The sequence below is a fragment of the Spirosoma koreense genome (assembly GCF_054777875.1).
On sequence record NZ_BAAHAC010000022.1, the window covers coordinates 283,298 to 295,702 of the forward strand.

A 12,405-nucleotide genomic window follows, 5' to 3' on the forward strand; every position below is an offset into this window, starting at 1 on the left:
CAGACGGACGAACCTACTCGACTCGTCTTATCCGTTAGCGGGCCAGCCCGGCCCGCTAACGGACGAACAAGATCAATACGCGGCCCACTTATTCTCGTGAGTCGCCCCGTCGATCGACATCTTACGGGCTGAAATCACGACGCTGGTCGACATGGGCGAGTTGTTGCGGGCGTCCATGCTTTCCGAATAGCCCGTCAGGAAGGCATCTTCAAACTTCAGTTCTTTCATCGGCGAGTCTTCGTCCTGCTTGAAGAACTTGATATTGCCGCCGAATTTTTTGTTCGGATCGATCATCATCTTGAAGGCAGTGGTGTCTTTGGTCGACTCGAACTCGGCATTTATTTGCCCTCCCATCACATCAGACGTCGGTTTGCCGGTGGTGTAATCGGTGTTCTGGCCTAATGAAAAGCTGCAGTGGAGCAGTCGGTATTCGGTACCGTCGAGGTCAATAGTTGCTTTGAAAGCCATGATTGTAATTGGTTATTGGTTGATTGGGAAATAAGCTAAGTTGTTGATTGGACTGTCCGCGCTACCAGACAGCCCGTTTACGCCTGTTCGACGTCACCTTTCCAGTCGTTGGCATCGTCGCCTTTGGTGCCGTCGAGCCGGACGAGGAAGTTTTTGGCGGGGAAATACGGCTTGATGTGAATGTCGAGATGGATGCGGTCTTTCACGTTTTTGTCGCGCTCGAACCGAAGAATCTTGAAATCCTCGATGATCTTGTCGGCCCCCGTAATGCTGTTGAGGAACTTGACGATCTGCGCCCGCAGGTCTTTTTCGGCGTCGTAGGTCCAGTTTTCAAAAGCCCGCCTGTTCAGGAAGTCGATCAGCACTTTCATGATCCAGTCGAATACCCGCACGACCGAGTAAGTTTGCAGTCCCTGGTTGTCGCCATTGAAGAGCGTCTTGGCCGAATAGGCCATCACTTTGTTATACTCGTTCACCATCGGCACCAGCCCCAGTTTTTCGAGGTTGGCGATCTCGCTTTTTTTCATCTCGAACCGCACCCCGTCGACTTCGTTGAGCGTACCGTGCTTGCTGCCGGCCACCGGCTGCTGTAGCATCGTTTTGTAGATTTTCCCTGCCAGGGCCGTCGACGGCGGAATGTAGAGCGGCTCATCTTCGCCCAGTTCGCTGAAGGCTTCCCGCCCGACCAGGTAGTTGCAGGTCATCATGACATTGGCTTTGTAGGCGTCGGCGCTGGGCATGTCTTCGTCCTGCCAGAGTTCCAGCACGTCGTCGGGCGTGTCGAGGTGCCGGTAATCGGTCAGCATCATAACCTTGTTTTCGTGGGCCAGCCGCGCCCATTTGTCGACCACTTTTTTGGAGCCCAGGTAACCGGGCAGCACCATCAGCGAATAGTTCTGGCGCAGGTCGAGTTTGTCGTAATTCTGGCGCAGCTCGTTTGCGATTTCATCGAAGAACAGGGTGTTGTCCAGGTCCTGAATCTGCTCCGGATCGGCATTGACGATCGAAATATTCTTGATCTTCTCGGTGTCGGCGTTCTTGTAAAAAAGCGCTACCGAGCGGTAAGCTGTTTCGAGGTCTTTGGTTTCGTCGATGGCTTTTTTGAGATTTCGGCGCAGGGTTTCGGCGGCTGTCTCCGTTTTTTGTTCGGCTTCGCCGATCATGTCGGCTACATTTTCGTGCGCTTCGAGCAACTGAGCCCATTCGGTTAGTCGTTTTTTCAGTAGCTTCCGGTCTTTTTCGGAGCCTTTCTCGGTCAGGAAGATGTTTTTGCGCGCCTTTTTGGCCGGGTTCATGTTCTGCGCCCCATCGATGGTGGTTTCCACAAATTCGAAACCGCCAAATTTGGCCAGCTGCTGGCTGCTGTCGGCCAGCGTTTGCGCCGGGTTGGGGAGTTTAACGCGTTCTTTTACGGCCTTGCCGTTTGCTGATTGATCGGATGCTTCCATGCGTGTAAAGAGGGGTCGTTGTGACTGAATTACGGGTTGATTCGCCGGGTAAAATCCGGCGTTAGCTGGCGTCTTCGAGTTCCTGCAGCATGGCCCGGAGCGCTGTCAGGTAGGCGGCTTTGGCGGCCGGGTCGGTCAGGATTTTCTGCAGGACCTTATTGGCTTTTAGCTGCTTGATGAATTTCTGGTAATCATCCTGCTGGCTCTGTAATCCCTGCAGGAAAGGGCTTTGGGCCGTAATGCCTTTTTTGCCGAAATCGCCCAGGTTGTTGAAATGCAGCGATTCCTCGACACCGGTTCCCTCGGCGTCTTCGAACGAAATATCGAGTTCGGGTTTGAAGCGGGCGAATACCGCATCGACGGTTTCCAGCTTTTCTTCGATTCTGGGTTTAAACGGTGCGTCGGCCGTCAGCTTCTGCACCAGCAGCGTGCGGTTTTTCTGAATGTCGGCGATTGCTTCGTTGGCGTCGTTGCCTTTTTTTTCCTGACCGCCAATGCCATAGTCCATCATGTTGAATACGCGTTTAAAGGATTCGTTAAGGTTATGTAGTTGTGTCGAACGAGTACGTTAAGCCCGAAGGGTGGGTCATTGGGTAAGCGTCGCCGATGCCGGTTCGGGCACTGGCACGTTTTCGAAATGCAGTTCGCCTGAGCTGTCTGTTTGCAGATGCAGCTGGCTTCCCCGGCCAATCTCGCCCGACACGATCATGCGGGAGAGTGGCCGCCGGAGACGGTTGCGGATGACTCCCCGCAAAGGCCGCGCCCCGTAGCGGGGGGTGTAGCCTTCCAGGGCCAGCTGCCGCCGGACCTCGTCGGAAAGGGTTACGCTAATGCCCTGTTTGTCGAGCATGGTCAGCAGCGATTTCAGCTGGATATTGAAAATGCTGACGATGGCTTCCTCCGAAATGGGCTGGAACGGTATGATCTCGGTCAGACGGCCCAGAAATTCCGGCCGGAAGTACCGACTCATAATTTCGAGCAGCTCATTCGACGCGGCTATCTCGCCCTTCGCGGCTTTTTCCACCACGTAATCCGAACCGATATTCGACGTGAAGAGAATGATGGCATTGGAAAAGTCGCCTTCGCGACCAAGCCGGTCGTGCAGCAGCCCTTCGTCCAGGATTTGCAGGAAGATATCGAACACCGACGGGTGCGCTTTCTCGATTTCGTCGAACAGCACTACGGCAAACGGCTGTTGCCGGATTTTGGTCACCAGCAACCCGCCTTCTTCGTAACCCACGTAGCCCGGAGGAGCACCGTAAAGTAGTGCCGCCGAATGCTCTTCCTTAAATTCCGACATGTCGAACCGGATTAGCGCCCGCTCGTCGTTGAACAGAAAATCGGCCATCGACTTGGCCAGTTCGGTTTTTCCGGTACCGGTCGGGCCGGAGAAGAAAAACGAACCGATGGGCTGACCGGGCCGACTTAGTCCCGACCGGTTTTCCAGGATAGCATCGGCAATGATCTTCACGGCATGATCCTGACCGACGACCCGCTGCTTCAGGTGCTCATCCAGCGTGAGCAATTTATCCCGCTCTTTGGATTGGATCTTGCCCAGTGGAATACCCGTCCGGTTTGCTACCACAGCCGCGACTTCCGCCGGTTCGACCTGGTCGCGCACCTGCTCGCCCAAGGCATCGAGTTTCGTAAGCACCGCGTCGAGGTGATCGGCCAGCGCATCGGGGAGCTCAAACGCATCCGTGTGCAGTTCCTCCTCCAGTTGCCCAAGCAGCACCGGACTCAGGCGGTTCTTCAACTGCCGTTCGAACCAGCGGACATCCGGCATCGACGTCAGCGGATCGTCCGGATTGATCCGTTCCCGAATGATGCTCAGTTCGGTTCGCAGGCGTTCAATTTCGGGTTTGGTCGTTTCTGCCGCCAGTTTCATGGCGGCCATCGTGCGATCGATCAGGTCGATAGCGGCATCAGGCAACCGCCGGTCTTTTAAATAGCGCCGGGCCAGCCGAACGGTTTCGGCAACGGTGGTGCTGGCCACGCCAATCTGATGGTGCTTTTCGAACAGCGGCAGAATGGTTTGGACCATCCGGGTGGCCGTTGGCTCGTCGGGTTCGTCAACGGCCAGCACCTCGAACCGCCGGGCAAAGGCTTCGTCTTTTTCGAGATACTTACGGTATTCGTCGTTGGTCGTCGCGCCAATCAGGGTCAGTTCGCCCCGGGCTAGTTCGGGCTTCAGCAGATTGACCGTCCCTGCAGCTCCGCCCTGCGGGTCCATCAGCACGTGGATTTCGTCGATGAACAGCAGCGCCCGGTCGAACTGCTTGAGGTCGGCCAGAATCCCTTTCAGCCGATCTTCGATTTCGCCTTTGTAGGAAGCCCCGGCAATCAGCGAACCCATATCCAGTTGGAATAACTGGGCATTTTTGAGGTGAGGAGGCACGTTGCCCGCCACGATCTGCTGGGCCAGTCCCTCCACCAGCGCCGTCTTTCCAACACCCGGCTCGCCGGTAATGATCACGTTTGGCTTAAGCCGTCGGCCCAGAATTTCGATCATCTGCCGGGTTTCGCGGTCGCGCCCGACAATGGGATCGAGCTTTCCCTCGCGGGCCGATGCGGTGCGGTCGATGCAGAATTTGAACAGGGTTTTTCCCGTTGCCCCAGCACTACCCGCTTCCGTCGATGCTTGCCCGTTGCTGGCCGCCCCGCCCGATTTTCCGCTCACGGCCTGCTGCAGATCCGCGCTCTTCAGCGCTTCTTCGAGCAACTGGCTTTCGGTGAGCGGAAAGGATTTAAGCTGGTCACGGGTGAAGGCAACGTCGGGTTTACACATGGCGACCAGCACGGCCAGTGGCGATAAAGCGCTCTCTCCGAGTTTCATCCGTACGACATCGGCCACTTCGAGTAACGCCCGGACCTGCGCATCGGCGGTCGGCTCGTCGGTTGCGCGGGCCGATTTCGGGTAGTTCTCGATGCGGATGTCGGCCCAGTCGCGCAGGTAAGGCACGTCGATCGACCAGACGACCAGTTGCGATGCCAGCCCTACCTCGTTATGGAGCAACCCTTTGAGCAGATGTCCCGGCGAGAAATTCAGGTGCTGATACTCGCGCGCTACCGCTTGGGCAATGCCAATCGCCCGGCGGAGTTCGTCCGTGAAGGAAAGCGTCATCATGGTCTGAGTAGGGGTATAGGTACAAACTCCTGAGTAGCGGAAAAGCCATTCGGTCGCTCCCCGACGTCCGTTTGGCGGAAGGGTATCCGATGTTCGGGAAAAAGCCAAGGCGTTGCCAGAATAGGCACAGTTTTGTATGCCATAACGTTGATAATCAGTAAATGGGCTGCGTTTTTTATTGAATATAGCAGGTAGTCTTTCCTACGGCCAAGTCCTTTTGAGCATACGGTTGGTTCCGGTTATTTATGGGCTATCGACCGTATAATCGACCTCTGCTGAATTGATCGGTAGCTTTTTTACTGGTTTTTATCGAGCCGTGCCACAGTTCAAACCGGAACACGGCTCGATAAAAACCAATGCGTTATTTACGTTTGAAGTAAAAATCATTCGTCAGTGAAGATGTATCCCAGGGGCGCTGCCGGTTGTTCGTTTGCTTCTGAACGTCGACCCGAACCCGTTTAAAAACATCTTCGATCGACAGACCCGGATTTTTTAAATTATTGAGCAGGGCGGCCGTGTAAAGACCATTGCGGCCTGTTCCGTCGGCGGCCGTGCTACCCGGTGCGGTGGCATAAGCGATGTACGATCCCGACGTTGATTTCATGGTTGCCAGACCACCATCGCCCCCGCCCCGGCTCAGGCTCCGCTCAAACGGATTGTTCCGGCAGGCGTCCAGAATGATGATGTTGGTGACCGTGCGGGCATCTTCCATTTTGGCCACCACCCGGTTTGCCGGTTCGCAATCGAACTCGATGTCGCCCGCGGTTTGCGGAGACGCATCGATGGGCACCAGGTAATTCTGATCCGCCAGGGCTACACCATGCCCGGCGTAGAAAAACAAGCCGACCTGGTAATCTTTCAGCTTGTAGCCAAAATCATCGACTGCTTTCCGCAGATTTTTTTTAGTAAGGTCGGTATAAAGCATGACTTCGAAACCCAGGTCTTTCAGGGTTTTGGCCATGTCCTGCGCGTCGTTGGCGGGGTTGGCCAGCCGGCTCGACGCCGGATACGCCGAATTCCCGATCACCAGCGCTAACCGCTTTTCGACGGGCAGGGCTTTCACGTAGGTAACCGTAAACTGAGACGACGACTCGCCCCCCGGATTCGTGGCCACCAGCCGGAGTTTGTTTGCACCTTCTCGTAAGGTAACGGCCTGCTTAAACGGCTGGTCGGCGTCGCTGACGGTTTTCAGATCCCGCTGCGCAGGCTGAAGTTCGTCGTTGAGATACAGTTTGACCGAACTTAATGGTTTCGCGGTTTTGATGAGCGCCTGTACGGTCAGATTTTCTGCTTCGACGGCCAGCTGGTTCCCCGAGCCCATGCGCCACTCGATCTGGGGCGGAGCCACGGCCTTAGGAAACAACGATTCGGTGTTGAGCCGCTGCGTTGCACTCTTAAACGTAGAGACGGCCTGTTCCTGTGCCCGCAGATAACCCGCGTTGAGCAGCACCAGGAGAATGATTGTAAAACGTTTCATGATCGATTGAGTGGATTGGCTAAAATTTGTAGGTAACGCCTAAACTGGCTGTCTGCGTGCCGGGTGTAATCTGAAATGCGGTCCGGCCAGGTTTGGGTTTATGCACAATCATGTATACCACGTTGGCCACGGCCAGGGCGGCTGCTGCCCCCGCGACGATGGTGAAGGTGCCTTTCTTACTGTCTACGGACGCTTTCAGGTCATTGAACCTGTTTAATTCGTCCTGACTTTCTGCGTATCGTTTTTCATTATAGGCATCGACGTCTTTGTTGATCGCAGAGGCCAGCGTGAAGGCGTAAATGGCTAACCCACCTGTAGCGACCCAGCCGACAACCGGAATGATCGGGAATTTTTTGACTGGACTAACCACCGCCGGGGACGAACTGACCGAAGGCTGAGTTCGCGAAGGGGCCGAGGCACTCAACGGGCGAACCAGCCGGATAACGGCACGCACTTCTTCATTGAGTGGAATCCCATCCCGGACGACATCCCAGGAAACGGTCTTGTTCGTACCGGGACGAAGCCCTTTGCCTACATCGCCCGTCACGGTCCGGGGCCGGATGGTATTACCCGATGCGGTTTCGAACTCGACATAGAGCGAATCGCCGGGTTGTACGGTCGGTAAGTCGTACTGAATAACTACCCGTCGGCTCGTTTCATCGATCCGGAACCGGATGTTCGTCGCCGACGAATTCTGTTGTGCCCGACTCTGGAAAACCAGCAGAAAAGCCGCCAGTGTACACAAACAGATGCGTATTGATCTAGACATAATCGTTACTGGTTTGCCAAAAGCATTCGTTATAGTCAATGGATTGACTGACAGATATTTTATTGAGTGATTGATTTTGTCGGAGCCATGCCACGGTTCCGACAAAATCAATCACTCGTCCTGAACCACCCGAAATCCGGCGCTGCGGGATTGTAGGCCCGGCGAAAGCGCCCCCCGGTTCGCTATTCGCATATCACTCACCCCGCCATCGTAGCCAGCGCCCCGCTGCACGCGCGACGAACCCGAAGCCGCGCCAGTAGGGTTGGTGGCGGCTGCGCTGCTGTAAGAGCCATACCAGTCGCTGCACCACTCCCAGGCGTTTCCGCTCATGTCGTAGATGCCCAGTTCGTTGGGTAGCTTCAGGCCAACCGGGTAAACGCTGCTGTTGGTCGCGGTGCTCGTGTACCAGGCTACCGCGCTGGCGGTGTTGCTGCCCGAATAAATATAGCCCCGGCTTTGCTTGCCACCCCGGGCTGCATATTCCCACTCAGCTTCGGTAGGCAGCCGAAAACGTTTGCCTTTCTGCTGACCGAGCCACTGACAATAGGCCGTTGCGTCGTCGTAGGTAATGTTGACTACGGGGTAAGATTCGGGGCGGCCCCAGCCGGGAGCGGGTGGAAGCGTCCGGTTCGTCTGGGTGCAGAAGTTCTGAAACTCGCGGTTCGTCACTTCGTATTTGCTGATGTAAAAATTTTTGACGGTTACGCTGTGAACTGGCTTCTCGTCTGCTTCACCGTCGTTGCTGCCCATGTTGAAGGTGCCCCCGGTTACGTAAGCGAGGTCGACGGCGAGCGGGTCGGTTCGGAGTTCTTTGGGATCGAGGTTCCATTTGGAACAGCCCGCAATGAACAGGATCGTACAAAGTAAACCAACTGAGAAAAAACGCATAGTTTAAAAGGAAGCGGCTCGTTTATAGTCCTTTGCGTATACCGGTAGGCGTTCATCTATAGTAACCGGAGCGACGCTGAAGGATGGGGTCAACTCATTCATCAGGCTTCAATTTTGACATAAATGGTATAGACGACGACAGGATTTGAGGGAACGGTAGAACATTTAATATTGCGGCCATAAACAGCCTGCGCGCTTTCCCGTAGCTTTGCTGAGCCACCGGTTGGCTTACCTTTATGTCAGGGGATGGAACTACTGAAAGGATTCAATCAAGTGCTTTATTTTCTGGTCGAACTGAGCATGTTCAGTTCGTTGGGCTACCTGGGGTTCCGGAGTGATTTGCCGGTCTGGGGAAAGTACCTGGCAGGTATTGGGCTGCCTCTGCTAGCCGCCACTTTGTGGGGGATTTTTGCCGCGCCCCGGTCGGCTTATCGGTTAGACACGCCCTACCGGGCTGTGTTTGCCCTGTTGCTGTTTGGGCTGACAGCCTTGCTCTTGTACCGAACCGGCTATCCGCGGCTAGGGATTACGTTTGGGCTTACGGCGTTGGGCAGTCAACTGCTGGCTTTGGTGCTCCGGCAATGATTGGGGCTGATTGGCGAACGGTATTGAGCACTCGGAGCGATCTATAAACAAGAAACACCTGATGCAAATGTACTAGGTGTTGTCCCTTAAACTTTCAAATCTCAAATGGTTTGAGTACTACAAAGATAACGAAATGCGAAACCGCTTCGTGCCTCTTTTACTTAATATAGCCACTTGTCAGTCTGGACAACTTATCAGACTGGGGCTGATTCGAGTGGAAAAGCTTACCCGAATCGGTCTGTCGTTCGCTACCGTGGACTGCCGAAGTCAGTGACCCAGTAGGCGTGATACTTCCCATCAGATGTGTATCTATATCCGATACCGACCTCTTTAATAGCACCATTCATTAGATTCTGGCAATGGCCGGGCGAGTTGAGCCAGGCATCCATCACGTCCCGGGCGGTGGGCTGCCCAGCGGCAATGTTTTCGGCAACGACAGACCATACGTAACCTTCCTGGGTTATTCGTTTGGCGGCATCGCGCGAATCACGGGCTGGTTCGGTATGCGATAGCTTCAGCGCGGAGGCCATCCAGTCGGCATGTTTTTGAGCCGCTGCCGTCAGCTTTTCATTGTACTTCAGCGGAGCCGCAGCCGGGTAAACCCGGTTGCCGCATCGGCAGGGCTTCGAACGGGCCTGATTGAGGTAAGTAAAAACTTCCTGGAGCATGCCAGTCGGCGGTGTCGCAAAAGTCGCCGAAGGAGCGATTACCAGGCTTTCTGCCGGATACGATGTCGCTCCGAACAGGGCGAATAACAGGCCTAAGCCGTACTTCTTGTTCATCGATGTATACGGGCGTCGGCCTAAACGGGCAAGTACTGTTGCAGAGCGACCCCTATTCTTATACGCTCAATGACTGCTTATTATTACCTCCTGACTGATTTCAACCGTTAGCGACTGTCGGCTGCCTAATGGGTTGGTATACGTTCAACAACGACGCTGTTTTAACTTTCTGGATCTAGTTAAACTGGCTTCTTTTTTTGTCATTCCGACCGTAGGGAGGAATCTTGATCTACCCCAGAGGAGACTTTAAGATTCCTCCCTACGGTCGGAATGACAAAAAAAGAAGCGAACTCTTCCTGGAAACCCAAAAATTGAGACCGCTTTAAAAAAGCAAACCAGCTTTCCTGATCAGGAAAGCTGGTTTGCGGTATCTGACAGCCAGTCGATGGCCAGGGATTACACCAGTTTCTCCTTGAAAAAGTCGATCGTCCGTTTCCAGGCAAGTTCGGCAGCCGCTTTATCATACCGAGGAGTCGTGTCGTTGTTAAAGCCGTGGTTGGCATTCGGATAGATGTAGGCGGTATACTCTTTTTTGTTCTCTTTCAGGGCGGCTTCATACGCTGGCCAGCCGGCATTGACCCCTTTGTCGAGTTCGCCATATTGTAAAAGCAGGGGTGCTTTTATTTTGGCCACATCTTCGGCGGGGGGCTGCCCTCCGTAGAAGGGAACCGCTGCCGATAAACCGGGCAGACGCACGGCCATCATGTTGGCGATCCAGCCACCAAAACAGAAACCGACAACCCCAATTTTTCCATTGCAGTTTTTATCGGTTTTCAGGTAATCGTAGGCCGCAATAAAATCCTCCAGCATCTCATTCCGGTCGCGTTTACTTTGCATCGCCCGACCTTCATCGTCCGTACCCGGATACCCACCCAGCGGGCTTAGCGCATCCGGCGCAATGGAGACGAAACCGGCTAGTGCCACCCGCCGGGCCACATCGGCAATGTGTGGATTTAAACCCCGGTTTTCGTGAACGACTACCACCCCACCCAGTTTCTGTTTTGTATCGACAGGCATCGACAGCAGGGCTTTGATGGTGCCGCCCCCTTTGGGCGATGGATAATTGACATAATCCGATTTCAGGCGCGGATCGTCGGCTTTAACCTGGATAGCGCCCTGGTAATCGGGCATCAGAAAGCTCATCAGCGAGGCAACCGTGAGACCACCAACGGCATAGGTAGAAAGCTTCTGGACAAAGTCCCGGCGGTCGAGCCGGTTGTGAGCGTAGTCGTCGTACAGATCGAATACTTCCTGTTTGATGTCTTCTTTTTTGATATTGGTTGGGTTAGTTTCCATACGGTTACTTGAGTTCAGGTAAGTTCATACTCCTTCACATCCATGCTTAACACGTAACCCCTGTCGGCGGCAGGACGAACAAGGGCTTATGGCTTTTACAGAGATGTTTTTGTCGCTACTAGTTTCAGATCGAGGGCAAACGTGTCGTCGATGATTTTGTCGGCTGCCGTGCCAATGATGGCCGCCCGGTACTTGATGTCGTAGTCCAGCCGATTGACGGGAAACTTAGCCGTAGCCTGCACCACATTTCCGGCAAGATTCACCGTGGCCGGAAAGGTCTGCGGTTTGGTTGTGCCCTTAATGGTCAGGTCGCCACCGATGGTGTAGTTAGGTTCTCCGGCTTTGGCGCCGGCAATGGGTTTGATGCTGGTAATGGTAAACGTTGACGTTGGGTATTTCTCTACGGCAAAAAAATCCTCCGACCGTAGGTGGTTGACCAGGCGCTCGTTGAAAGGACTGGTATCGCCTTTATCGATGTCGCGCAACGTCGTCATGTCGGCTACGAAGGTCCCCGCCGTGAGTTTGTTGCCATCCAGGCTAAGTTGCCCCTTGGCTAGTTTGACGATCCCGTTGTGTTGGCCGGTCACTTTTTTGGCATTCCAGCTAATTGTACTTTGGTCCGGATCGACCGTGTATACGGCGGCTTTGGCATGACTCTGCCGAAAGACAGCTGGTTTTCCGCCTTCGGTAGTGCCCGTGGTCAAAAGCAGATTTCCGGTCAGGAATAAAGAGGCCAGGGCGGCACCGATCAACAGGTTGTTTTGCATGAATGTAGGATGAATTTGAGTGAATACATTTACTGGTTTAGGGTAGATTGTAACGCGGGATCAGCCTTCGCCCTAAAACATAGCCAGTGGCTAAACGACTCGCGCTGATCGACGCGTAACGACAAGGCAATGTACGGTTAATGCACGTAGAGCAAACCTGCGTCGGCCACATTTTATCGAATGTCTATGGATCGGCATTCCAGCCAAACCATAGCCGGAGGCAAACGCAAACACCAGTCCGACTGATTTTTGACACAGCAAACTGGTGAAGAGGAAACTATTCAGAAAATCAATCTGACTGAGTGCCCGATTTCAGGCGGTGAAGGAAGCGTTTTGGGTGGCAAACGACGAAAACAAGGGCACACCAGGGTCAGAGTGTAGCGTTTTTCTGCTGAACCTGCGTAGCCGCATCGACGCTGTCAACGGCTTTCAGCACCGATGTCAGCACGCCCGGAAATTTTTTCTCCAGCTCTTCGGTCCGGAGCGAAATCAGGCTTTGGGTACCATACGGGCGTAAATGAATGATACCGGCTTCGCGCAACACCCGGATGTGATGCGACATGGTCGACTTGGCGACGGGCGTCGGGATGGTGCCACAGGCCTGTTCGCGTTCCGACTGGGCCAGACACTGTACGTAGTTTAACCGGACGGGGTCGCTAAGGGCGTGGAGCACACCGGGTAGGGTGATCTGGTCAGTAGTAGGATGCTGGTACTGTTTCATAAGTTAACCCCTTCTGGCGGCTTCGTCACTGCGGCTGGTTAATGAAGTAGCTACAGTAGTTGCCAACACAACAATGC

Annotated in this window: 12 protein-coding genes; 1 reads left to right on the plus strand and 11 read right to left on the minus strand. The window is 54.4% G+C overall.

Features of this window, described 5'->3' with window-relative positions:
• Window positions 1-72 precede the first annotated feature (72 nt).
• The 7 genes from tssD to ACYVC2_RS14760 form a co-directional block, all read right to left on the minus strand.
• Window positions 73-468 carry a type VI secretion system tube protein TssD gene (gene tssD, locus ACYVC2_RS14730; RefSeq protein WP_461103210.1) on the minus strand — a complete coding sequence of 132 codons (396 nt, stop codon included), beginning with the start codon at window positions 466-468 and terminating at the stop codon, window positions 73-75.
• A 77-nt stretch (window positions 469-545) separates the two neighbouring features.
• The gene (locus ACYVC2_RS14735; RefSeq protein WP_461103211.1) at window positions 546-1,916 is read right to left on the minus strand and encodes a type VI secretion system contractile sheath protein TssC; all 1,371 of its coding nucleotides are present in this window, start codon (window positions 1,914-1,916) and stop codon (window positions 546-548) included.
• Between the two features lie 61 nt (window positions 1,917-1,977).
• Entirely contained in the window at window positions 1,978-2,427 is a 450-nt protein-coding gene (locus ACYVC2_RS14740; protein ID WP_461103212.1) for a hypothetical protein, read from the minus strand.
• A 75-nt stretch (window positions 2,428-2,502) separates the two neighbouring features.
• On the minus strand, window positions 2,503-5,151 hold the full coding sequence (locus tag ACYVC2_RS14745) for an ATP-dependent Clp protease ATP-binding subunit (protein WP_461103213.1): 2,649 nt from the start codon (window positions 5,149-5,151) through the stop codon (window positions 2,503-2,505).
• A 253-nt stretch (window positions 5,152-5,404) separates the two neighbouring features.
• Window positions 5,405-6,520, minus strand: a complete 1,116-nt coding sequence (locus tag ACYVC2_RS14750) for a caspase family protein (protein WP_461103214.1) — start codon at window positions 6,518-6,520, stop codon at window positions 5,405-5,407.
• Between the two features lie 19 nt (window positions 6,521-6,539).
• Entirely contained in the window at window positions 6,540-7,289 is a 750-nt protein-coding gene (locus tag ACYVC2_RS14755) for a hypothetical protein (protein WP_461103215.1), read from the minus strand.
• A gap of 111 nt (window positions 7,290-7,400) precedes the next feature.
• The gene (locus ACYVC2_RS14760; RefSeq protein ID WP_461103216.1) at window positions 7,401-8,177 is read right to left on the minus strand and encodes a formylglycine-generating enzyme family protein; all 777 of its coding nucleotides are present in this window, start codon (window positions 8,175-8,177) and stop codon (window positions 7,401-7,403) included.
• A 246-nt stretch (window positions 8,178-8,423) separates the two neighbouring features.
• Here ACYVC2_RS14760 and ACYVC2_RS14765 point away from each other — a divergent pair, with 246 nt between their 5' ends.
• The gene (locus tag ACYVC2_RS14765; protein ID WP_461103217.1) at window positions 8,424-8,762 is read left to right on the plus strand and encodes a YrdB family protein; all 339 of its coding nucleotides are present in this window, start codon (window positions 8,424-8,426) and stop codon (window positions 8,760-8,762) included.
• Between the two features lie 248 nt (window positions 8,763-9,010).
• Here the strand turns inward: ACYVC2_RS14765 and ACYVC2_RS14770 are convergent, their stop codons facing one another.
• The 4 genes from ACYVC2_RS14770 to ACYVC2_RS14785 all read right to left on the minus strand — a co-directional run bounded on the left by ACYVC2_RS14770 (window position 9,011) and on the right by ACYVC2_RS14785 (window position 12,328).
• Window positions 9,011-9,544 (minus strand): CAP domain-containing protein, encoded by a 534-nt coding sequence (locus tag ACYVC2_RS14770; RefSeq protein ID WP_461103218.1) that lies wholly within the window; start codon window positions 9,542-9,544, stop codon window positions 9,011-9,013.
• A 396-nt stretch (window positions 9,545-9,940) separates the two neighbouring features.
• Window positions 9,941-10,840, minus strand: coding sequence for a dienelactone hydrolase family protein (locus ACYVC2_RS14775; protein ID WP_461103219.1), 900 nt, complete (start codon window positions 10,838-10,840; stop codon window positions 9,941-9,943).
• A gap of 95 nt (window positions 10,841-10,935) precedes the next feature.
• On the minus strand, window positions 10,936-11,607 hold the full coding sequence (locus ACYVC2_RS14780) for a YceI family protein (protein ID WP_461103220.1): 672 nt from the start codon (window positions 11,605-11,607) through the stop codon (window positions 10,936-10,938).
• A 370-nt stretch (window positions 11,608-11,977) separates the two neighbouring features.
• On the minus strand, window positions 11,978-12,328 hold the full coding sequence (locus ACYVC2_RS14785) for an ArsR/SmtB family transcription factor (RefSeq protein WP_461103221.1): 351 nt from the start codon (window positions 12,326-12,328) through the stop codon (window positions 11,978-11,980).
• Window positions 12,329-12,405: the final 77 nt, after the last annotated feature.

Excerpts from the sequence above, each read along its gene's own strand:
- tssD (WP_461103210.1), bottom strand. The coding sequence starts at position 468 with ATGGCTTTCAAAGCAACTATTGACCTCGACGGTACCGAATACCGACTG.
- ACYVC2_RS14735 (WP_461103211.1), bottom strand. The coding sequence starts at position 1,916 with ATGGAAGCATCCGATCAATCAGCAAACGGCAAGGCCGTAAAAGAACGC.
- ACYVC2_RS14740 (WP_461103212.1), bottom strand. The coding sequence starts at position 2,427 with ATGATGGACTATGGCATTGGCGGTCAGGAAAAAAAAGGCAACGACGCC.
- ACYVC2_RS14750 (WP_461103214.1), bottom strand. The coding sequence starts at position 6,520 with ATGAAACGTTTTACAATCATTCTCCTGGTGCTGCTCAACGCGGGTTAT.
- ACYVC2_RS14755 (WP_461103215.1), bottom strand. The coding sequence starts at position 7,289 with ATGTCTAGATCAATACGCATCTGTTTGTGTACACTGGCGGCTTTTCTG.
- ACYVC2_RS14760 (WP_461103216.1), bottom strand. The coding sequence starts at position 8,177 with ATGCGTTTTTTCTCAGTTGGTTTACTTTGTACGATCCTGTTCATTGCG.
- ACYVC2_RS14765 (WP_461103217.1), top strand. The coding sequence starts at position 8,424 with ATGGAACTACTGAAAGGATTCAATCAAGTGCTTTATTTTCTGGTCGAA.
- ACYVC2_RS14770 (WP_461103218.1), bottom strand. The coding sequence starts at position 9,544 with ATGAACAAGAAGTACGGCTTAGGCCTGTTATTCGCCCTGTTCGGAGCG.
- ACYVC2_RS14775 (WP_461103219.1), bottom strand. The coding sequence starts at position 10,840 with ATGGAAACTAACCCAACCAATATCAAAAAAGAAGACATCAAACAGGAA.
- ACYVC2_RS14780 (WP_461103220.1), bottom strand. The coding sequence starts at position 11,607 with ATGCAAAACAACCTGTTGATCGGTGCCGCCCTGGCCTCTTTATTCCTG.
- ACYVC2_RS14785 (WP_461103221.1), bottom strand. The coding sequence starts at position 12,328 with ATGAAACAGTACCAGCATCCTACTACTGACCAGATCACCCTACCCGGT.